The sequence below is a fragment of the Mycolicibacterium sp. Y3 genome (genome assembly GCF_051188035.1).
GTDB lineage: Bacteria > Actinomycetota > Actinomycetes > Mycobacteriales > Mycobacteriaceae > Mycobacterium > Mycobacterium fluoranthenivorans.
Genome location: NZ_JAVQLT010000001.1, coordinates 5,028,948 through 5,048,992, shown reverse-complemented (window position 1 = coordinate 5,048,992; position 20,045 = coordinate 5,028,948). Strand labels below are relative to the sequence as shown.

Sequence of the window (20,045 nt, the reverse complement as noted above, 5' to 3'; positions counted from 1 at the left end):
CCCGCATCGTACGAGGCTCAGGTGCCGGCGATCTCCAGCACGCCGCGCGCGAGGAGGTCGTCGATCTCCGGATCGGGTAGTCCCAACAGCTCGCGGGCGATCTCCCGGGTCTGTTCCCCCAGCAGCGGCGCCTGCCGCAGTGGCGGATCGGCGATCCGCTCGGAGTGGATCTGCACGTTCTCCAACACGAACGGCTCGACCCCATGCGGGTGCAACTCCTCGCGGAAATCGCGGCGCGCGACGTAGTACTCCCAGTCCGGTACGTCAGCCGCGTGGAAGACCGCACCCGCGGGGACGCCCACGGCCTGCAGCAGCTCCATGGCCTCGGCCGGAGTCCGCCGAGCCGTCCATTCGCGCAGGTCCTCGGCGCCGATCACGGTGCGCAGGGCCTCGTGGTCGGCGGCGTCGCGGACGGTCACCGCGACCCAGGCGTCTTCACCGGAGGCGGGGAACAGTCCCCACGGCGCATCGGGTTCGGCACTGTCGGTGCGGGCGTGTCCACGGCGGGTCAGCACCTCGCCGGCGATCTCGGCGGCCAGATGGCTGAGCATCACCTCCGACTGAGCGACGCTGACCGCACCGCCGGTGCCGGTGCGTTCCCTGCGCAGCAGCAGGGTCAGTGCGCTGAGTGCCCCGATCCGGGCGGCGACGTGGTCGGGGTAGACGGTCACGGTGTCGCAGAAGGTGTCCTGCTCCCCGGGATACACCCACAGGTCGGTGAAGCCTGCCGCTGCCCGCACCAGCGGGCCGTAGCCCATCCGCGTGGCCCACGGTCCGGTGGGCCCGAACGCCGAGCTGTCCACCACCACGATGCCGGGATTGATCGCGCTCAAGGTGGCGTGGTCCATCCCGAGGCTTGCCGCCACTCCCGGTTTGAAATTGGTCAGCACCACATCGGAGATCTGCACCAGTCGGTGGGCCAACGCGCGCCCCTCGGCGCCGCGCAGATCGAGGCCGATCGACCGCTTGTTGCGGTGTCCGGCCGCATAGGTGTGGCTCACAGTGGTCAGGTTGCCGCGCAGCCCATCCGGGAAGGCGGAGTTCTCGATCTTTACCACGTCGGCGCCCAGATCGCCGAACAGCCGGCCGGTATCGCTGCCCACCACGATCACGCCGAGATCGAGCACCCGCACCCCCTCCAGCGGCAGGCCCTCGTGACGACGGTGCCGGTCGGCCAGTATCGGCGCGCTGCGGGGCGGGACGGCCGCGGTATCGGGGGCGTTGAGTGCGCTGGCCCGGTGACCGTCGATCTCGGCCACGCCGACCGGGACCGGTATGCGTAGCCCGGCCTCGAGTTCCACCTCGCGGAAGAAACCACGCTGTTCGACCTGCTCGGTACGCAGCGCCTCGGGCAGCGTGAGCACCGCCGCGGTGGGCACGCCGTGACGCTGGCCCTCGAACTCCAACTCGGCGCGGGTCCGATCGGCGCAGAACCGGCCGATCGCCGCCAGCAGGGCCGGCGAGCTCAACCGCACGCGCAGGCCGTTGAACGACGGGTCGGCGAACTCGTCGGGCCGGCCCATCCATTCGAACATGCCCTGCCACTGACGTTTGGCCAACAGGCAGATCCGGACGTGCCCGTCCTTGCAGGCGATGATCGGGTAACGCAGTTGTTCGGCGTCCCAATTGCGGCGCTGCGCGTTCAGGGCGACACCGGCCGACGCCGTCCCCGCCGTGCCGAACGGCGGATCGAGGGTCTGCATCGCGCCTTCGAGCACCGAGAAATCGATGAGATCCCCTGCACCGGTGCGTAATCGGTCCAGGAACACGCTGACCGTCATGACGGCGGCCTGCGCGGCGGCGACGTGATAGGGCAGCTGGTGGGCCGGCGGCACCAGGGGCTCGCGTCCCGGGATACCCGAGCGGGACAGCTCGCTGCTCAGGGCGTGCAACACCGGGGTGGTGGCCTGCCAGCCGCTGAATCGGGTGTCCCGGCCGAAATCGCTGAGGGACAGGATCACCAGACCCGGGTGCCGGGTGCGGATTGTGGTGACGGACAGCGCCTTCTCGGCCGTGGAACCTGGGGCGGTGTTCTCGATGAGGATATCCGCATCGCCGAGCAGCCGACCCCAGCCTGCGGCGTCGACCTCCAGCGGAGTCATTCCGTGCCGATTGATCGCCGTTGTCAACGGGACCGAATCGATATGCGGGCCAACAGGTCTGTCCTCCGTGACGCCCGACAGCAGCACCGGGGTCACCTCTGCACCGAGGTCGGCGAGCAGCCGGCCGACGGCGGTCATCGGGCCGGAGGACAGGTCCAGGATCCGGACGCCGGACAGCGGTGGGTCGTAAGTCATGCTCTCAGCTCCGCCGAGCCTCGCGGAACGGGATGTCGCGGTCCACTTCGGGTTCCTTGGGCAGCCCCAGCACCCGCTCACCGATGATGTTGCGCTGGATCTGGTCGGTGCCGCCGCCGATGGAGGTGAAGAAGGCGTTGAGCGCCAGGAAGTTGACGTCGTCGGCCTCGGCGTTGTCGGGTCCGGCCAACAGCGCCTCGGCGCCGATGATCTCGGTCTTCAACGCGGCTTCGGAGTGCAGGATGCGCGACATCGCGAGTTTACCCAGGGACATGATCGAGCTCGACGTACCCTGTGCGGTCGCGGCTTTGGCGCGGGCGTTGTTCAGCGCGTTCAGTTCTCGCAGTGCCAGGACCTCCGCCAGTCGCCCGCGGATCGCCGGATCGTCCAGGCGGTCGTGGTCGCGGGCCAGCTCGATCAGACTGTCGGCCCGGGACCGGTTGCGAGACGCGCGACCGGCGTCGCCCATGATCGACCGCTCATAGGCCAGCGCCGTCTGGAGCACCCGCCAGCCGTTGCCCTCGCCGCCGAGCAGGTTGGCGTCGGGCACCCGCGCGTCGGTGATGAACACCTCGTTGAAATGGGATTCCCCGGTGATCTGGACCAGCGGTCGCACCTCGATCCCGGGCTGGCGCATCGGGATCATGAAGAAGCTGATGCCCTTGTGTTTGGGTACATCCCAATCGGTGCGCGCGATCAGCAGTCCGTACTCCGCCGTCGCCGCGCCCGAGGTCCACACCTTCTGGCCGTTGATCACCCAGTCGTCACCATCGCGCACCGCCGTGGTGCGCACCGCGGCCAGATCCGATCCGGCGCCGGGCTCGCTGTACAGCAGGCAGGTGCGGGATCGTTCGGTGATAAAGCCGCGTAAGAGTTGGGTTTTCAGGGCGTCGCTGCCGAACTTGAGCACGGTGTTGGCCGGGATGCTGTATTTGTCCTGCCGGGCTCCCGGCGCTTTGACCGCACGGAACTCCTGCTCGATGATGGCGGCCAACTCGTTGGGGTACGCCCGGCCGAACCACTGGGTGGGGTAGGTGGGTACGGCGTAGCCGGCATCGAGCACCTTCTCCAACCAGGCGATCTTCTCGGGTGAACTGGACCACGGGTCAACGGATTTGGGCAGGCCGGTCCAGTGGTGAGCCAACCATTCGCGGACCTCGGTACGCAGGTCGTCCTGGGGCGAGCGCAGCGACGGGGAATAGTCCGACATCTCAGGCCCCCTTCGCGAGCAGGTATCGTTCCCGGAATTGCGCGGGACTGCCGAACAACGGCACGCCGGTGCGAGCCCGGCGCAGGTATCGGTGCGCCGGATGCTCCCAGGTGAAGCCGATTCCGCCGTGCATCTGGATGGCCTGCATGGCGGTGGTGTGATACACCTGCGCGCAGGTGAATCCGGCGAGTGCGATTGCCTCGTCGGCATTCTCGGTGCCGAGCCGCGCGGCCGCATGCTGGGCGGCCGAGGTCGCCGATTCGACCTCCAGCAGCAGATCGGCCGCCATGTGCTTGAGCGCCTGGAAGCTGCCGATCGGCCGGCCGAACTGGATCCGGGTCTTCAGGTAGTCGACGGTGATCTCGAAGATCCGCCGCGCCCCGCCGGCCTGCTCACCGGCCAGCGCGATGACCGCGAGGTCGAGGGCGCGCTGCACCGCATCCCATCCCGCGGTGCCGAGCCTGCGCCCCGGGACGCCGTCGAAGCTGAAGGTGGACAGCGGTGTGGACGGATCGAAAACCGTTGCCGCCGTGCGCTGCAGGCCCGGCGCATCCGGCGCCACCTCGAACACGCCGAAGTCGTGGCCGCTGCGTGCCACCACCAGGAGCGCATCGGCGACCTGCCCATGCAATACGTAGTGCGCGGTGCCGTGCAGAGTGTCGCCGTCTGCCCGAACCGCCACGCCGCCGGGGGACCACGTGCCGGTCGCGCCTGTCAGCGCGACGGTGCCGATCTGGGTGCCGTCGGCCAGACCGGGCAGCAGGCGGCGGCGGTCCTGCTCGGTGCCCGCCGCCTCGATGAGCGCGACCGTGAGCACGGCGCTGGCCAGGAACGGCGCGGGTAGCAAGGCCGCACCGGTCTCCTCGGCCACCGCCTCCAACTCCTGGGCACCCAGGCCGACCCCGCCGTATTCGGTGCCCACCAGCAGTCCGGCCACGCCCTGGGCGGCCAGTTTGTGCCACAGGGTCCGATCGAACTCACCCGGTGCCTCGCTGGAAAGCAGATCGCGCACCGCTGATCGCAGTTCGGCGCGTTCGGCCACGCTGATCGTCATCCGTCCATGCAACGCGACCGCGGGCATGGTGTACATCACGTATCGCGACACCGATACGTTTCCGATACGGAAACGCTCAGATATCGCCGTCCTCGGCCAGCACCCCGGCGGCGATCCGGAACGCGTTGTTGGCGTCGGGGACCCCGCAGTAGATGGCGCTCTGCAGGATCACCTCTTTGATCTCGTCGGCGGTCAATCCGTTGCGCCGCGCCGCCCGGACATGCATGGCGAACTCCTCCTGATGGCCGCGGGCGATCAGTGCGGTCAGCGTGATCATGGAGCGGCTGCGCCGGTCCAAACCAGGACGGGTCCAGATGTCACCCCACGCGTAGCGGGTGATCATGTCCTGGAAATCCGCGGTGAACGCGGTGGTACCGGCGATCGCGCGATCGACATGCGCATCTCCGAGGACCTCCCGGCGGACCGCCATGCCCTCGTCGTAGCCGCTCACTGTGCCTCCTTGAGATGGTTGCGGGCTCGCTGCAGCACCAAGTCCACCAGCATGTCGGTAGCACCCAGGTACTGCGCGGCCGGGTTCCGGCCGGTCAGGCCGGCCATGGCCTGCTGTTCGGCGTAGATGCCCACTGCTTCCCGCTGGTGGGTGGCGGCCCGCGCGGTGTCCACACGCAGCCCGGACAACAGGTCGGTGGCTTGGGACGCGGCCACCAGGGTACGTCGGACGAGGGTACGCAGGGTCGCCCACTCGGCATGCCAGCCACCATCGGCGCGTTCGTCGACGCCGGCGGCCGACGCCGCGTGCAGGGTGGCGCCCAGGTGTGGGGCCGTCAGCGCGGTCCGGCGCAGCAGCACGGTCAGCACCGGATTGCTCTTGTGCGGCATGGTCGATGACCCACCGCCGGACCCCTCGGCGAGTTCGCCGGCGCGCACGCCCGCAGCGATGTCGTTGGCGATGTGCCCCCAGGCATCGCAGCAGCCGACGAGCGCGTCACCGGTGCGGGTGATCACCGCACGCGTGGTGTGCCACGGAAACGCCTGTGCCAGGCCCAATTTGTCCGCCCAGGCTCCTGCCAACGCGAGCGCCGCCTCCGCGGATCCGGCGAGTTCGGTGGTCGCGGCCAGCGTTCCGGCCGCTCCACTGGCCGAAACCGGCAGGGCGGGAAGTACTTCGAGGGTATCGATGGCATCCAAAATGCCGGCCAGCCAGTTCGCGAACTTGCGCGCTGCGGTCCCGGGCAATGCGGGCTGGGTCAGCGTACGAGTCAGCAGCGGGGTGGCCCGGTGCCGTTCGGTCAGCCCGATCAGGGCGTGCACCTGCTGGTCGAGCGCACCGGCCAGAGCGGCGACGGCATCTCGCAGGCACAGCATCAGCGCGGTGTCCAGCACGTCCTGACTGGTCAGTCCGCGGTGCAGCCACCGCGCTGTATCGGCGCCGGCTCGGCCCCGAAGCAGGCCCACCAGTCCGGTGACCGGATTGCCGTCGCCCTCGGCGCCCTCGGCGATCGTGGCGAGGTCACCTGGCTCGACGAGGCTGGCGAGGTCGGCGCTGGCCGAGGGCGGTGCCACGCCGGCAGCGACGAGTGTTGCCAGCCAGCCATTCTCGGCCGATACCAGGGCGGCGAAGAACGACTCCTGGCTCATCGCGTCCCCGGCGCGGTGGTCGCCGGGCCAGAACAGATCGCTCACTGGCCGGGGAAACGCAGGAACACCGTCTCCGCATCACCCTGCAGCCGGATGTCGAAACGCAGTCCGTGTTCATCCCGCTGTGTGACCAGGGTGTCGCGGCGGTCGGCGGACAGGCTGTCCAGCAACGCGTCCCGGCCCGGGCCGGGTACATAGGCGCGGGTGAACAGCCGGTTCAACAGCCCGCGCCCGAATACGGTCACCGCGATGAACGGTGCCCGGCCCGGTTCGGTGGCGCCCGGTTCGACGGTGGTGAAGCTGAAGCGGCCTTCGTCGTCGGTCGCGCAACGGCCCCAGCCGGTGAACGTCCAGCCGTCGCGCTGCAGCGATCCCGCGGCGTGCGGCACCCGGCCCTCGGCGTCGGCCTGCCAGATCTCCAGCAGCACATCGGGTACCGGTTTGCCGTCGCCGTCGGTGACGACGCCGTGAAATCTGATCGCGTCGGCGGTGCTCGGTGGGACCAGCTCATTCCCCCGTTCGAAGGGCAGGGCGTAACCGTAGAACGGTCCGATGGTCTGGCCCGGGGTCGGGGTCAGCAGCGTGCTCATCGGTGGTCCTCCTCGAAATGCGTGCGGTGCGAACCGGTCAGCACGATGTCCCAGCGGTAGCCGGTGGCCCATTCGTGGCTGGTGACATCGTGATCGTAGGTGGCGACCAGGCGGTCGCGCGCCTTCTGATCGGTGATGGACTGGTAGATCGGGTCCAACCGGAACAGCGGGTCGCCGGGGAAGTACATCTGGGTGATCATCCGCTGGGTGAAATCGGTGCCGAACAAGGAGAAATGGATATGCGCCGGGCGCCAGGCGTTGTGGTGGTTTTTCCATGGGTACGGGCCGGGTTTGATGGTGGTGAAGTGGTAGGTCCCGTCGTCGTCGGTGAGGCAGCGACCGACGCCGGTGAAGTTGGGATCCAGTGGTGCATGGTGTTGGTCGCGTTTGTGGATGTAACGACCGGCGGAGTTGGCCTGCCAGATCTCCACCAGCTGGCGGCGTACCGGACGTCCATCGCCGTCGACGATGCGGCCTGTGACGACGATGCGCTCACCGATCGGATCACCGTTGTGCTGGATGGTCAGATCTGATTCCAGGCGGTGCACATCGCGCTCCCCGAATACGGGTGCCCACATCTCCAGCGTCTCGGGATCGGCGTGGTGCAGATCCTTGGTGGGATGGCGCAACAGACTGCTGCGGTAGGGCGCATAGTCCAGTCTCGGTTGAAATTCTTCGATACCCGTTTGCAGATAAGCGGTTTCGATGGCGGACATCTCGGCGTTGATCTCAGCCTGGCTCGCCGATGCGCTGTCGGGGTTGGTGTCGATGCGGGCGGTCATGGGTGTGACGGTAGTTACTCCGGACGGCGACGCGAAAGACTAGACTTCCGCTCAGCGAAAGGACTGTGGGATGGCGGGGAACACGTCGGTGCCCGGCGCGACGGTGACGTCGCGATTGCTGGCGATCATCGGGGCGTTCGACGAACGGCATCGCGTGCTCACGTTGACTGAGCTCGCGCAGCGGTCCGCCCTACCCGTGCCCACGGTGTCGCGGCTGGCCGGCGAGCTGGTGGCGGGGTCGGCGCTGCACCGCCGCGGCGACGGGCGGTTCGTCATCGGTCGCCTGATATGGGAGGCCGGTCTGCGGGCGCCGGTGGAGGGACGGTTGAAGCAGGTGGCCGAACCGTTCATGCACGACGTGTACGCGGCCACCCTGGCCACCGTGCACCTGGCGGTCCGGGAGGGGGCGCAGGTCCTCTATCTGGAGCGGATGTCGGGCCGGGCCTCGGTGCCGATCGTCAGCACCGTCGGGAGCAGGCTGCCGTTGCATTGCACAGGCGTGGGGAAGGTCCTGCTCGCCTACGCGCCGGCCGCGATCCAGCGTCAGGCGTTCGCAGAGCTGACTCGGGTGACGCCGTACACCATCACCTCGGCTGGTGTGCTCGGCGCCCAGCTCGAACGAGTTCGGCGCGACGGGGTGGCCACGACGTCACAGGAGATGTCACTGGGTGCATATTCGATGGCGGTGCCGGTGATCCGTAGCTCGGACGACACCGTGGCGGCCGCGATCGGGGTGGTGGTGCCCACCCTCAAACGCGACCGCCAGCGGTTGCTCGGAGCGTTGCAGGTCGCCGCGCGAGGTATCGGGCGCCTGCTGTAAGTCAGTGCCGGACGAACTGGTCGGCGGGCACCTTGTGCCCCAGCAGATCGGTGGGCACATCGCGCGTCTCGCGGGCGGTGAGCGCCGCGGCCGCGGCGATCACACAGACCACGGCGGTGAAGATGCTGATGACCACCCAGCCGCCCTCGCGCACCCCGCCCAGCGCGGTGACGATGGTGGGGGCGAAACCCGCCACCAGGAAACCCAATTGGGTACCGATCGCGACACCGGAGAACCGCACGGGGGTGGCGAACATCTCCCCGTAGAAGGACGGCCAGACCGCGTTGGCCGCGGCGTAGCCGAACGAGAAGGTGGCCACCGCCAGGACGAAGGTCAGCAGCTGATTGCCCTCACTCATCGAGAGCATGTAGAAGGGCATCAGCACCGCCGAGGACAGCGCGCCGTAGATGAACACCGGCTTGCGCCCGATCCGGTCGGCCAGTTTGCCGAACAGCGGCTGCGTGACGAGTGCGAACACGTTGGCCACCACGACCAGCCAGAGCGTGACATCGGCGGGCAGGCCCACCTTCTTGCCGTAGGCGATGGCCAGGTTGCCGAACACGGTGGACACGGCGGCGATGAAGGCGCAGAAGATGACCCGCAGCACGTCGGCCCAGTGGTTGCGGAGCAGCGGGATCAGCGGCATCCGGGCGATGGTGCCCGCGGCCTTGGCCTCGGTGAACTGCGGCGTCTCGTGCAGTTGGCGGCGGATGAAGTAGGCCACCACGACCACCACGGCGCTCAGCCAGAACGGCACCCGCCAGCCCCAGCTGTACTTGGCCTCGTCGGGCAGCGACACGAACGGGATGAGCACGAGCGAGGCCAGGATCAGCCCGCCCTGGGTTCCGGTCAGCGTCCACGAGGTGTAGTAGGCGCGCTGGTTGTCGGGGGAGTGCTCGAGCGTGAGCGAGCTGGCCCCGGCCTGCTCGCCGGCGGCCGAGAAGCCCTGCATCAGACGGCAGATCACCAGCAGGGCGGGTGCGGCCCAGCCGATGGTCTCGAAGGTGGGCAGGCAGCCGATGAGGAAGGTGGACAGCCCCATCAGCACGAGGGTGAACATCAGGACCTTCTGGCGGCCGATCCGGTCGCCGAAGTGGCCGAGGATGAAGGCGCCCACCGGTCGGGCCACGTAGGCGAAGCCGAAGGTGGCGAAGGACATCACCAGCGCGGCTTCGTCACCCGAGGGGAAGAAGACGTGCGGGAAGATCAGCGCGGCGGCCGACCCGAACAGGAAGAAGTCGTAGTACTCGACGGCACTTCCCATGAAGCTGGCCAGGGCGGCGCGCCGTGGGGTTCGGCCGGATGCGGTCTCGGGAGGATGCGCTGTGGTGGTCATCGGTTCTCCTATGAACGAATTATGTTGGGCTGAGCTGTCTTACGCGACGAGATTGCGAAAATGGGCGGACATTCTGGCGGCGTCCGGTACGAGACCGGTGATCAGGGCGAAGGCGTCGACGGCCTGGTGTACGGCCATATGGCCGCCGTCGAGGGTCCGGCAGCCGGCGGCGCGGGCCGCCTGCAGAAGGGCGGTGTCCAACGGGCGGTAGACGATATCGGCCACCCACAGGCCCGGGTGCAGCAGTGCGGTGTCGAAGGCGATACCCGGGTGTTCGGCCATCCCGGTGGGGGTGGCGTGTACGACGCCGTCGGCCTCGGGCAGCAGCACCGACAGCTTGTCGAACGAGGATGCGTCCACATGGGCTTGCGGATGGCGGGCGGCCAGGTCACCGGCCAGCGCGGTGGCCCGGTCGACGTCGAGGTCCACGACGGTCAGGTGGTCGGTGCCCAGGCCCAACAGGGCTGCGGCCACCGCTGTTCCGGCGCCGCCGGCGCCGACCAGGATCACGTGTGAGGTGGACGCGCCGGGCAGGCCTTCGGTGAAACCGTGGGCGAACCCGGTGATGTCGGTGTTGTATCCGTGCGCGCGTCCGCCGCGGAACACGACGGTGTTGACGGCGCCCAGGGCGCGCGCGGTGTCGTCGATGTCGTCGAGGTACTCGACGACGAGCTGCTTGCACGGGTGGGTGATGTTGAGGGCGTCGTAGCCCAGGGTCCGGGCCCAGCTCAGCACATCGCCGACGCGATCAGGGGACAGGCCGAGCACGTTGAGGTCCAGGGTGCGGTACACGTAGTCCAGGCCCTGGGCGCGGCCCTCGGTCATGTGCAGGGCCGGCGTGAGGGAAGGGCCGACGCCGGTGCCGACCAGCCCCACGAGGTAGGGGTGCGGTGTGGTCATCTGCTCGCGCTCCTTAATGTACGAACTAGTACGTACGCAAAGTAGAGCACTGTGGTGCGCGTCGCGTCAAGAAGGAAATGTGAGGCGGGTCTCGCGACGTCAGGGTTGGCTGGTCAGCCAGCCGACGACCACATCGCCGATCATCCGGCGCAGGTGGGCGCGCTGCGAGACATCGGAGAAGTCGATCCCGAACAGGTATCCGAAGGTGTATCGGTTGGCCACCTGGAACACGCAATATGAGCTGATCACCAGGTGTACGTCCAGGGCGTCGACATCATCGCGGAAGACGCCGGCGGCGCGGCCGTCGCGCAGGATCTCGTCCAGCAGGGAGGTCGCCGGCCGGGACAGTTCGGGCAGTTCGCGCAGCTGGGTGATGAATTCACCGCGGTGGATGTTCTCGATGGCCACCAGCCTGATGAACGCATCGTGCGCGATGTGGTGGTCGAAGGTGACCTCGGCCAGCATCCTGATGGCCTCCACCGGGCTCTTGTGATCCACCCGCAGCTTCTGCTCGGCATCGCGGATGCCGCGGTACGCGCTCTCCAGAACGGCCAGGTAGAGCTGCTCTTTGCCGCCGAAGTAGTAGTAGATCATCCGTTTGGTGGTGCGGGTGCGCTCGGCGATCTCGTCCACCCGGGCGCCGGAGTAGCCCGATTCGGCGAACACCTCGGTGGCCACCGCCAGCAGCTCCGCGCGGGTGCGTTCGGCATCGCGCTGCAGATCGGCTTTCGGCTTGGCGGCCATGACGGCAGAGCTTACTGGTGGGCGGGTTGGGCCGGTGCACCGCTTCCGGCCCAATTAACTATTTGGTACATTGATGTCCAGAGTGGCCCCCGTCACAGGAGGAATGATGAAGACATCGATCGCCACGGTCTCGCTCTCCGGCTCGCTCGTCGAGAAGCTGCACGCCTGCGCGGCGGCGGGATTCGACGGCGTCGAGATCTTCGAACCCGACCTGATCGCCGGTGATCACTCACCGGAGGAGATCCGCCAGCTGGCCCGCCGACTGGGGCTGTCCCTGGACCTCTACCAACCCCTGCGTGACCTGGAGGGTGTCGACGACACCGTCTTCGCCGACAACCTGCGCCGGGCCGGGGCCACCTTCGCCACCGCCCGCCGTCTCGGTATCGACACCGTGCTGGTGTGCAGCAACGTGGCCACGGCGACCATCGACTCCGACGAGGTGTCGGCGCAGCAGTTGCGTCAGGTGGGGGAGGTCGCCGCCGGTTACGGCGTGCGGATCGCCTTCGAGGCGCTGGCCTGGGGCCGCTTCATCGACGACTACCGCCGCGCCTGGCGGGTGGTGGAACTGGCCGCACACCCGAATGTCGGTGTGTGCCTTGACAGTTTCCATGTGCTCTCGCGCGGGCACGATCCTTCGGAAATCGAGGACATCCCCGGCGACAAGATCTTCTACCTGCAACTGGCGGATGCGCCCGCACTGTCCATGGACGTGTTGTCGTGGAGCCGCCATCATCGCCTGTTCCCCGGCGAGGGCTCATTCGACCTCGCCGGATTCGTCCGCCACACGCTGGCCGCCGGCTACACCGGCCCGCTGTCGCTGGAGGTCTTCAACGACACCTTCCGCCAGACCGATCCCGGTCACACCGCCGTGCACGCCCTTCGGTCGCTGGTGTGGCTGGACGATCAGGTGGCACACACCCTCACCGAGGCCAAACCGCCGACCGGCTTCGACTTCGTGGAGATCAAGGCCGAGGACACCAGCGAGGTGGAAGTCCTGCTCACCCAGCTCGGCTTCACCCCGCGCGGACGCCACCGCACCAAACCGGTCTCGCTGTGGTCGGCCGGCGCGGCCCGGGTGGTGCTCAACGAACAGCAGGCTCGCGATCAGGTGCCGCACGTCGCCGCCATCGGCCTGCAGGTGCCCGATGCCGAGGCCACCTCGCGGCGTGCGGCCGAACTGATGGCACCGGTGGCCTACCGGCGCACGTACGCCGCCGAGCAGCCGTTCGGTGCCGCCGTCGCCCCCGACGGCACCGAGATGTTCTGGAGCAGCGAGCCCGCCTGGGTCGCCGAGTTCGAACGCGGTGCGCCCCAGGGCCCGAGCCCGGTGGCCGCAATCGACCACGTCAACCTCACCCAGCCCTGGCAGACCGCCGAGGACGCCGTGCTCTTCCTCACCAGTGTGTTCGGCCTGACCGCGGGGGAGCCCGCCGAGGTGCCCGGGCCCACCGGGTTGGTGCGCAGCCAGGTCATGCACAACGCCGACAAGTCGGTGCGGTTGCCGCTGAACGTCGCGCCGCACATCCTGGACGGCGCAGGCCTGCCCCAGCACATCGCGTTCTCCTGCACCGATGTCCTCGCGCTGGCCCGCGCCGCACAGGCCGCGGGGCTGCAGTTCCTGGCCATACCGGACAACTACTACGACTACCTGTCCGGCCGGTTCGGCTTGGCCGAGGACACCGTGGCCGAACTGCGCGAGCTCAACCTGCTCTACGACCGGTCACCGCACGGTCATTTCATCCACTTCTACACCCGCACGGTCGGCACCGTGTTCCTGGAATTCGTGCAGCGGTTCGGCGCCTACGACGGTTACGGGACCGACAATGCACCGGTGCGCCTTGCCGCACAGCGGGGCCGCCTCGGTACCGTACGGACGTGACCGAACGCCTACTGCTGCTCGTCAACGGGCCCAACCTGAACCTGCTGGGTACCCGGCAGCCCGAGGTGTACGGCGCCACCACGCTGCCGGAGATCGAGGCCGCGGTGACCGCCCTGGCCGCCGAGCTCGGTTTCGGGGTGCGGGCGGTGCAGAGCAATCACGAGGGTGCGCTGATCGACGCGATCCATGCCGCCCGTGGCGAATGCGCCGGCGTCATCATCAACCCGGGCGCCTACAGCCACACCTCGATCGCGATCCGCGATGCGCTGTCCTCGGTCGACCTGCCGGTCGTGGAGGTACACCTGAGCAATATCCACGCCCGCGAGGAGTTCCGGCACCACTCCTATGTCTCGGGGGTGGCCGACGCCGTGATCGCCGGTGCCGGGCCCGCCGGCTACGACTACGCGGTGCGGTATCTCGCCGCCAAGCTGACATGAGCCTGCAGCCCCCGATCGTGCGCTACGCGGGTTATCTGGTGGCCGCCGAAGCGGTCACCGCCCTCATCGTGGCCGTCGTCCTGGCCGTGCTGGCCAGTGGCGGCACCGACAAACACGCGCAGGGATTCAACGCTTACGGCACCGCGGGCTGGTTCGCCATCATGGGCACCGGCCTGCTGGCCGGCGGCTGGGCGCTGATCACCGGCCGACGCTGGGGGCGCGGGATCGGTGTGTTCGCCAATCTGCTGCTGCTCGGGGTGGCGTGGTACCTGTTCACCTCGCACCAGGTGGCTTACGGGTTCGCCGTCGCGGCGCTCGCCGTCCTGACGCTGGGCATGCTGTTCAGCCCGTCGGCCGTGCACTGGACCACCGGCGAAGACTAGCCCTCGGTTCGGGTGCTGAGCACCCGCCGGGCGCTGGCTCGCCGGTCCTCGATGGCGCGGCCGAATTCCTGCAGCAGCAGGGGGTTCCGCTGCACCACCAACTCGATGTGCTCACGGTCCACGTGGACCACCGTGACCTCGCTGAGGGCATGCGCGTAGCCGATCACGGGCTGCCGGGTCAGGGTGCTCTGGCCGAGGAACCCACCCTCTTCGAGGGTGCCGATCATCAGCCGCGGTTCATCTCCGGTTCCCGTGGTCAGTGCGACACGACCGGCCAGGATGAACGTCATGCGATCCGGCACCTCACCGGCGCGCTGGATCACCTCGTCGGCGCCGTAGCGATCCAGCGTGGCGGAGGGAATCAGCTCCCGCTGCTGCTCGGCGTTCAGTCGCAACGTCGGTGCCACCACTTCGGCGACCGCCGCGGCGATCCGCTCGGGTGTCGTGAAATCGTCTGCGGCCTCGTCGAGATGCAGCCCCGCACGCCGCGACGCGTACCAGATCCATTGCAGGAATATGGTTTTGGCCGGCCCGTCCTCGGCGGGCGAGGTCAGCGGGATGGTGGTGCGGTACTCCAGCCCGCCGACAGGTGTCGCCGACACCGTGCCGCCGGGGCGCAACTGCGGCAGTTCGGAGGCCACCCTGGTCAGTAGAGCGCACACCTGATTGGGGGGATCGGCCAGCGAGAAGATCGTGGTCACGGTGATCTTGTGTTTGTCGCCGGGCCGGCTGAGGTTCGTGAACGAGGCGCCGGCAAGTACCGAGTTCGGCGTGATCTGCAATCCGGTGCTGGTCTCCAGGTGGACTGCGCGCCAATTGACTTCGACGACCCGGCCGCGGGCGGCCGCGGTGTCCAGCCAGTCGCCCAGCTGAAACGGCTGTTCGAACAACATCAGCAGGCCGGAGATGATCTGGCCGACCGAGTTCTGCAAGGTCAGACCGATGACGATCGAGGTGATGCCGAGCGCGGTGAACAGGCCGCGGACGTTCGCGCCCCAGATGTAGGAGAAGATCAGCGCCAAGCCGACGGCGATCAGCACGAAGCGCCCGACGTCGACGAAGATCGTCGGAACCCGCTTGCGCCAGGTGCCTGCGGGAGCGCCCTGGAACAGGGTGGCATTCACCCCGGACAGCAGCAGCACCAGCACGACGAAGGCGAAGAGGGTGGCGACCGTGCGGACCGAGGTGGCTTCGGCGGGAACCTGTCTGGCTTCGGTCAGCAGCAGCAACAGCGCACCGAGCGGCAGTAGGTAGTTGCGCATCACCGTCACCGGTCGCGCCAGGGCGCTCTGTTTCCGCCGCAGTGCATGCTGCCACTCGGTGAGTAACACCAGCCCGATCGGCAGTCCGATCGCTATGCCGACGGCCCAGTAGAACCAGGACGAGGTGAAGACGTCGGTCGTCATCGTGGCTCCACCAGTCGCCAGATGGGTTCGTCGTGCCCGTCCACGTTCACCGTGCCGACGGAGGTGAAGGTCATCGTCTCGCGCAGCGCTTGGTACACCCGGTCGGTGACGTCGATCCCGAGTTGTGACGAGCCGCTCTTGATCTGGTAGGCGACGTTCACCGCCGCTCCCCACATGTCGAACACGACGGAATGGCGGCCGCCGAGACCGCTGCTCACCGTGCCGGTGTCGATACCGGCACGCAGGCCCAGATTGTTGTTGGTCTCACTGTTGAACCGGTCGATGATGCGCTGGCATTCCACCGCGAAATCGACCGTCCGGCGCACGTTGTCCAGCCGCGGCACGTTCAAGCCGCAACTGCCCAGATAGCCGTTGCGCACCGCCCTGCCGCGTTCGATGCCGAGACTGTCTGCGGCGGCGTCGAATTGCCGCTCGATCTCGTTGACCAGGGCCAGCGAGCGATCCGAGGTCAGCTCGGCCTGGAGGCGGTCGAGCCCGACGATATCGGCGAAGATCACCGTGACGTCCTGATGCTCCTCGGCAGCGATCTCCTCACCCTGTCGGTAGCGCTCGGCGATCGGCTCGGGCATCAGCAGTGCCAACAGCCGGGCATTCTCCTTACGCTGCTCGATGAGGAGTTCCTCCTTGACCGTCAGGCTTCGGCTCATCTCGTTGAAAGCCTCGGTCAGATCCCCGATCTCGTCCCGCGTCTCGATCGGTATCGCGACGTCGTAGTCACCGGCGCTGATCCGTTGCGCGCCGGCTTCCAGTCGTCGAATCGGCCGGACGAACAGCTGGGCGAGGAACACCGAGGCCACGCAGACGGCGAAGATGATCCCGACCGTCGACATCACCATGGTCCTGGTGAACGTCGACTCTCTGGCGAAGGCCTCCGCAGTGTTGACCGTCGCAACGATGGACCAGTGCAGCTCCGAATCGGGGATCACCACCGGGGCGTAGGCCTGCAGCGCCCTGTTCCCGAGGTAATCGGTCGCGATCTGGGTCCCCGATTCACCGCGCGCGGCCGCTCGCGTGGTATCCGGTGGGATCGGCTGGACGAGGGTGGTGCCGCCCAGCTGGATGGCCCGGTCGGCGATATCGCTCGGGGTGCCGGCCTCGACGACATCGTGTCGGTAGGCCTGCGGATCCTGCAGGAACACCCGGGAATCGGAGCGCATCAGATTGTCGGGGCCGACCAGGAAGACTTCGCCGGTGTCACCGAGGCCGAACTCCGTCCAGCGCTTGTCGAAGGTCATCAGCCTGTTGACCTTCGACGCCGGGAACTGCATGGCGAGCACACCCACCGCGTGACCGTCCGCCACGACCGGGGTGACCATCCACGCCGTCGGCTCGTTCTCGGCGGGCTGGTAGACCTCGAAATCGGTGAATCCCACATAGTCGAGAGCATTGGAGGACAAGGCTTTTTCGTATGCGGCCCGCAGTTTGGATCCGCTGTACGGTCCGGTCAGGATGTTGGTGCCCAGATCGACGTCTTTGTACGCGGTGTAGACCATGTTGCCGCGGGTGTCCAGGAGCATCGCGTCCTCGAACTCGAAGCGGGTGACGATCTCGCGGAAGAAATCCTGGTATCGGGCGTTGGCGGCCGACCACAGGCTGCCGTCATGGGCGTCGTCCATCTTGACGGCGGCGTCGTCGTTCTGCCGAAGTGCGGTGTAGTTGGCCTGGAGGTAGCGCTGGGCGGTGTCCTGCGGGATCAACTGGTCGGCGTCGAGCTTGACTCCGCTGGACTGCTGAACCTGCGTGAGATAGGTCTTGGTGTAGTAGTCGGTGAGTGACTGCGCCTGCGCCGGACTGAGGGGCTTGTTCTCCAGCGCGTCGAATCCGGCGGTGAAGTCCGCCAGGGCGCTCCGGGTGGTGGCGCCCCGGGCGTAGATGATCATCGAGTTCTTCAGGTCGTTCAGTTGTTCCTGGAGCGCGCGCGACTGTGACTGCCGCACTTCCGTCAGCCGGGTGAAGGCGGAGTCGCGCAGTGAGGTTCGGCCCGTCTGGAAAGCGATGATGCCGACGACGGTGGCCGCCACGATGGTGCACAGCACCAGCATGACCACGAGCTTCGACTGGATGCTGACATTGGCGAGCGGCCGATGACGCCGGAAACGGTCGATTCGCCGGGACGGCGCCGGGGGTTGGTTACCCGATTCGGGCGCGTTGTCACCCCGATCCGCGGCAGCGTGTTGCTCCGATACCTCTGCCATCGGCATCCCTTCGCCGCTCCGACCTCACCGGTCCGGCCGCAGATTAACACCGAAGGGACAGATGGGGACCAAGTGTCTGATGGGATTTGTCAAGAATTTACGCAAACGCAGGCCGGCCGAGACCGAAAACCGCAGCGGATCCTGTGCGAACCCTGTCAGTCGCGTGTGGTCAGGCGTTCTCTTGCGCCAGTGCGGTCAGTTCGGGTCCGGACACCCGATAGGTGGTCCACTCGGTCTGCGGCTTACCGCCGACACTGTCGTACAGGGCGATCGCGTTGACATTCCAGTTGAGCACCGCCCACGACAGCCGGGTGCCTCCGCGCCGCACACATTCGGCGGCCAAGGTGGCCAACAACTTCCGGGCCAGACCCCGCCGCCGGAATGCCGGGCGCACGAACAGGTCTTCGAGGTAGATCCCGGTCACCCCGTCCCAGGTGGAGAAGTTCAGGAACCACACCGCGGTGGCCGCGGCCTGTCCGTCAACCTCGACCACATGCGCGTACGCCACCGGCTCCGGGCCGAAAAGGGCGGTGTGCAAGTGCTCTTCGGTGACGGTGCACTCGTCGGAAGCGTTCTCGAACTCGGCGAGCTCCCGGATCATCCCGACGATCTCGGGCTCGTCACCGGGTCGGGCCCAGCGGATCAACTCACTCATTCGCTACTCCTAGTCCTGTCAGGATCGTCCGGAACTTGGTGGTGGTTTCGTCGACCTCGTCATCGGGATCCGATTCGGCGACGATCCCGCCGCCGGCATGCGCCAGTGCGGTGCGGCGGTCGGTCGAGAGCACCGCACAGCGGATCGACACCACCCACCGGCCGTCGCCGCGGGCGTCACACCAGCCCACCGCGCCCGCGTAGAAGCCGCGGTCACCCTCGAGTTCGGCGATGAGTGCGGCGGCCGTGTCGGTGGGTACCCCGCCGACGGCCGGAGTGGGGTGCAGGGCCAGCGCGAGATCCAATGCGGTGGTGCTGCTTTCGCGCAGCCGACCGCGGATCGGGGTGCTCAGGTGCCACAGCGCGTCGGTGCCGTGCAACTCGGGTTCGGGTGCGATCTGAAGCTCGACGCACAGCGGGTCGAGCGCCTTGCGCATCACATCGACGACGAATGCGTGTTCGCGGCGGTTCTTTTCGGACGCCGCGAGCCCCGCGGCGTGGGCGGCGTCGACCGCCGGGTCCGCCGATCGCGGAGCCGATCCGGCGAACGGCTGGCAGATCACCGTCTCGCCCTCGCGTGCCACCAGCAGCTCGGGGCTGGCACCGATGAGCGTGCCCGCCGATCCCAGTTCCGCCAGATAGACGGTGGCGGCCGGGTCGGCGCTCGCCAGCCGGCGCAGCACCGAGCGTGGATCCCAGCCGTCGTCGGCGGTCAGTTTCAGCGCGCGGGCCAGCACCACCTTGTCCAGGGCCGACTCGCGCAGCCGGCGTACCGCTTCGGTGACCCGGGCCCGGTGCACCTCGCTGGCGGGCAGGGTCTCCCGTGCGCGCACCGTCGGGGCCGCCGTGACGGGCCAGTCCGGCAGGGCGCCGGTGAACTCCACCCGCTCCGGGGTGAACAGTGCGGCGGGCTTACTCAGGTCAAAAGGCAACGCGCCCAACACGATAGCGGCTGCGCCGGTTCGCAGCGCCTCTTGGGCATCGGGTATCCGGGGGTAGTGCCGGAGGGCTCCGTCGGCGAGCACGGTGCCCGACGGCCCGGAGAGCACGAACGACGGTGTCACGCCGGCAGGCACGGGTTCACATGGCCGGTCAGGCCCAGTGCGGTGATCTGGCGTACGCCGTGCTCGAAACCGCATACGGCGATCGAGGCCGCGGCCATCGACAACCGGATTCCCTCGGACACCGGCAACTCGATCCATCGGGTCAGCATCGAGCGGGAGAAATGGCCGTGCCCGACGAACACCACATCACGGTCGACCATCTGGCCCAGCGCCAACTCCACCGCGGCGTCGGCCCGTGCGGTGACATCGGCCATGCTCTCGCCGCCCGGGCACGGATGCGTCCACACCGTCCAACCCGGCACGGACTGCCTGATCTGCGGTGTGGTGAGCCCCTCGTAGTCGCCGTAATCCCACTCGGCCAGCAGGGGCGTGACCTCGTCGACGGTCAGCCCGGCCAGCTCGGCGGTCACCAGGGCGCGCCGGCGCGGACTGCTCACCACCAGCGGGTTGCTCAGCTGCAGATCGCCCAGCGCCTCGGCGGCGAGCTCGGCCTGCTTCCGGCCGACATCGGTGAGTTCGAGATCGGTGCGGCCGGTGTGCTTGCCGATCTTCGACCATTCGGTCTCACCGTGGCGAAGCAGGAACAGCCGGTGTTGCTGGACGCTCACCTCGGGGCGAGCGAAGCGACGGGGAAACTTGTCGGGGCGAGCGAAGCGACGGGGGAACCTTTTGGG

The 20,045-nt window shown here is 68.0% G+C and carries 19 protein-coding genes; 4 read left to right on the top strand and 15 right to left on the bottom strand.

The genetic code is table 11. The features are described from left to right. Positions 1 to 17 precede the first annotated feature (17 nt). The 7 genes from QN239_RS24570 to pcaH form a co-directional block, all read right to left on the bottom strand. Positions 18 to 2,297: a CaiB/BaiF CoA-transferase family protein gene (locus tag QN239_RS24570; RefSeq protein ID WP_499014404.1), complete on the bottom strand. Its 2,280-nt coding sequence runs from the start codon at positions 2,295 to 2,297 to the stop codon at positions 18 to 20. 4 nt (positions 2,298 to 2,301) lie between these two features. Next, positions 2,302 to 3,507, bottom strand: coding sequence for an acyl-CoA dehydrogenase family protein (locus QN239_RS24565; protein ID WP_499014402.1), 1,206 nt, complete (start codon positions 3,505 to 3,507; stop codon positions 2,302 to 2,304). A gap of 1 nt (position 3,508) precedes the next feature. Further along, complete coding sequence (locus tag QN239_RS24560) at positions 3,509 to 4,561, bottom strand: acyl-CoA dehydrogenase family protein (protein WP_499014400.1); 1,053 nt, start codon at positions 4,559 to 4,561, stop codon at positions 3,509 to 3,511. 76 nt (positions 4,562 to 4,637) lie between these two features. Further along, the gene (gene pcaC, locus QN239_RS24555; RefSeq protein WP_499014399.1) at positions 4,638 to 5,012 is read right to left on the bottom strand and encodes a 4-carboxymuconolactone decarboxylase; all 375 of its coding nucleotides are present in this window, start codon (positions 5,010 to 5,012) and stop codon (positions 4,638 to 4,640) included. Further along, a complete protein-coding gene (locus QN239_RS24550; protein WP_499014398.1) occupies positions 5,009 to 6,205 on the bottom strand; it encodes a lyase family protein in 1,197 nt (398 codons plus the stop codon). The genes pcaC and QN239_RS24550 overlap by 4 nt, the downstream gene beginning before the upstream one ends. Next, a complete protein-coding gene (gene pcaG / locus QN239_RS24545; RefSeq protein ID WP_499014396.1) occupies positions 6,202 to 6,750 on the bottom strand; it encodes a protocatechuate 3,4-dioxygenase subunit alpha in 549 nt (182 codons plus the stop codon). Before pcaG ends, QN239_RS24550 begins: the two co-directional genes overlap by 4 nt. Beyond that, positions 6,747 to 7,532 (bottom strand): protocatechuate 3,4-dioxygenase subunit beta, encoded by a 786-nt coding sequence (gene pcaH, locus QN239_RS24540; RefSeq protein ID WP_499014395.1) that lies wholly within the window; start codon positions 7,530 to 7,532, stop codon positions 6,747 to 6,749. The genes pcaG and pcaH overlap by 4 nt, the downstream gene beginning before the upstream one ends. A 70-nt stretch (positions 7,533 to 7,602) precedes the next feature. Here pcaH and QN239_RS24535 point away from each other — a divergent pair, with 70 nt between their 5' ends. Next, positions 7,603 to 8,352, top strand: a complete 750-nt coding sequence (locus QN239_RS24535) for an IclR family transcriptional regulator (RefSeq protein ID WP_499014394.1) — start codon at positions 7,603 to 7,605, stop codon at positions 8,350 to 8,352. Position 8,353: 1 nt separating this feature from the next. Here the strand turns inward: QN239_RS24535 and QN239_RS24530 are convergent, their stop codons facing one another. From QN239_RS24530 to QN239_RS24520, 3 genes are all read right to left on the bottom strand, one after another. Then, complete coding sequence (locus QN239_RS24530; protein WP_499014392.1) at positions 8,354 to 9,688, bottom strand: MFS transporter; 1,335 nt, start codon at positions 9,686 to 9,688, stop codon at positions 8,354 to 8,356. Between the two features lie 39 nt (positions 9,689 to 9,727). After that, on the bottom strand, positions 9,728 to 10,588 hold the full coding sequence (locus tag QN239_RS24525) for a shikimate dehydrogenase (protein WP_499014390.1): 861 nt from the start codon (positions 10,586 to 10,588) through the stop codon (positions 9,728 to 9,730). 99 nt (positions 10,589 to 10,687) lie between these two features. After that, positions 10,688 to 11,332, bottom strand: coding sequence for a TetR/AcrR family transcriptional regulator (locus QN239_RS24520; protein WP_167157572.1), 645 nt, complete (start codon positions 11,330 to 11,332; stop codon positions 10,688 to 10,690). A 106-nt stretch (positions 11,333 to 11,438) separates the two neighbouring features. On the opposite strand from QN239_RS24520, the gene QN239_RS24515 reads away from it, so the two are divergent. From QN239_RS24515 to QN239_RS24505, 3 genes are read left to right on the top strand one after another with little or no spacing between them, the layout of a single operon-like run. Further along, the gene (locus tag QN239_RS24515) at positions 11,439 to 13,211 is read left to right on the top strand and encodes a bifunctional sugar phosphate isomerase/epimerase/4-hydroxyphenylpyruvate dioxygenase family protein (RefSeq protein WP_499014388.1); all 1,773 of its coding nucleotides are present in this window, start codon (positions 11,439 to 11,441) and stop codon (positions 13,209 to 13,211) included. Continuing rightward, positions 13,208 to 13,648, top strand: coding sequence for a type II 3-dehydroquinate dehydratase (aroQ, locus tag QN239_RS24510; protein WP_499014387.1), 441 nt, complete (start codon positions 13,208 to 13,210; stop codon positions 13,646 to 13,648). Before QN239_RS24515 ends, aroQ begins: the two co-directional genes overlap by 4 nt. Next, positions 13,645 to 14,031 (top strand): hypothetical protein, encoded by a 387-nt coding sequence (locus QN239_RS24505; RefSeq protein WP_187098656.1) that lies wholly within the window; start codon positions 13,645 to 13,647, stop codon positions 14,029 to 14,031. The genes aroQ and QN239_RS24505 overlap by 4 nt, the downstream gene beginning before the upstream one ends. Here QN239_RS24505 and QN239_RS24500 read toward each other — a convergent pair. The 5 genes from QN239_RS24500 to QN239_RS24480 form a co-directional block, all read right to left on the bottom strand. Next, positions 14,028 to 15,437, bottom strand: coding sequence for a mechanosensitive ion channel family protein (locus QN239_RS24500; protein WP_499014386.1), 1,410 nt, complete (start codon positions 15,435 to 15,437; stop codon positions 14,028 to 14,030). The two genes, QN239_RS24505 and QN239_RS24500, sit on opposite strands and share 4 nt — an antisense overlap. Next, positions 15,434 to 17,653, bottom strand: coding sequence for an adenylate/guanylate cyclase domain-containing protein (locus QN239_RS24495; protein WP_499014385.1), 2,220 nt, complete (start codon positions 17,651 to 17,653; stop codon positions 15,434 to 15,436). Before QN239_RS24495 ends, QN239_RS24500 begins: the two co-directional genes overlap by 4 nt. Before the next feature lie 169 nt (positions 17,654 to 17,822). Next, positions 17,823 to 18,308, bottom strand: a complete 486-nt coding sequence (locus QN239_RS24490) for a GNAT family N-acetyltransferase (RefSeq protein ID WP_499014383.1) — start codon at positions 18,306 to 18,308, stop codon at positions 17,823 to 17,825. Continuing rightward, complete coding sequence (locus QN239_RS24485; RefSeq protein ID WP_499014381.1) at positions 18,301 to 19,383, bottom strand: isochorismate synthase; 1,083 nt, start codon at positions 19,381 to 19,383, stop codon at positions 18,301 to 18,303. The genes QN239_RS24490 and QN239_RS24485 overlap by 8 nt, the downstream gene beginning before the upstream one ends. Beyond that, complete coding sequence (locus tag QN239_RS24480) at positions 19,368 to 19,979, bottom strand: acid phosphatase (RefSeq protein WP_499014379.1); 612 nt, start codon at positions 19,977 to 19,979, stop codon at positions 19,368 to 19,370. Before QN239_RS24480 ends, QN239_RS24485 begins: the two co-directional genes overlap by 16 nt. Positions 19,980 to 20,045 lie beyond the last annotated feature (66 nt).

Excerpts from the sequence above, each read along its gene's own strand:
- QN239_RS24515 (WP_499014388.1), top strand. The coding sequence starts at position 11,439 with ATGAAGACATCGATCGCCACGGTCTCGCTCTCCGGCTCGCTCGTCGAG.
- QN239_RS24530 (WP_499014392.1), bottom strand. The coding sequence starts at position 9,688 with ATGACCACCACAGCGCATCCTCCCGAGACCGCATCCGGCCGAACCCCA.
- QN239_RS24525 (WP_499014390.1), bottom strand. The coding sequence starts at position 10,588 with ATGACCACACCGCACCCCTACCTCGTGGGGCTGGTCGGCACCGGCGTC.
- QN239_RS24490 (WP_499014383.1), bottom strand. The coding sequence starts at position 18,308 with ATGAGTGAGTTGATCCGCTGGGCCCGACCCGGTGACGAGCCCGAGATC.
- QN239_RS24500 (WP_499014386.1), bottom strand. The coding sequence starts at position 15,437 with ATGACGACCGACGTCTTCACCTCGTCCTGGTTCTACTGGGCCGTCGGC.
- QN239_RS24495 (WP_499014385.1), bottom strand. The coding sequence starts at position 17,653 with ATGGCAGAGGTATCGGAGCAACACGCTGCCGCGGATCGGGGTGACAAC.
- pcaH (WP_499014395.1), bottom strand. The coding sequence starts at position 7,532 with ATGACCGCCCGCATCGACACCAACCCCGACAGCGCATCGGCGAGCCAG.
- QN239_RS24570 (WP_499014404.1), bottom strand. The coding sequence starts at position 2,297 with ATGACTTACGACCCACCGCTGTCCGGCGTCCGGATCCTGGACCTGTCC.
- QN239_RS24535 (WP_499014394.1), top strand. The coding sequence starts at position 7,603 with ATGGCGGGGAACACGTCGGTGCCCGGCGCGACGGTGACGTCGCGATTG.
- QN239_RS24560 (WP_499014400.1), bottom strand. The coding sequence starts at position 4,561 with ATGACGATCAGCGTGGCCGAACGCGCCGAACTGCGATCAGCGGTGCGC.
- pcaG (WP_499014396.1), bottom strand. The coding sequence starts at position 6,750 with ATGAGCACGCTGCTGACCCCGACCCCGGGCCAGACCATCGGACCGTTC.
- QN239_RS24505 (WP_187098656.1), top strand. The coding sequence starts at position 13,645 with ATGAGCCTGCAGCCCCCGATCGTGCGCTACGCGGGTTATCTGGTGGCC.
- QN239_RS24520 (WP_167157572.1), bottom strand. The coding sequence starts at position 11,332 with ATGGCCGCCAAGCCGAAAGCCGATCTGCAGCGCGATGCCGAACGCACC.
- QN239_RS24565 (WP_499014402.1), bottom strand. The coding sequence starts at position 3,507 with ATGTCGGACTATTCCCCGTCGCTGCGCTCGCCCCAGGACGACCTGCGT.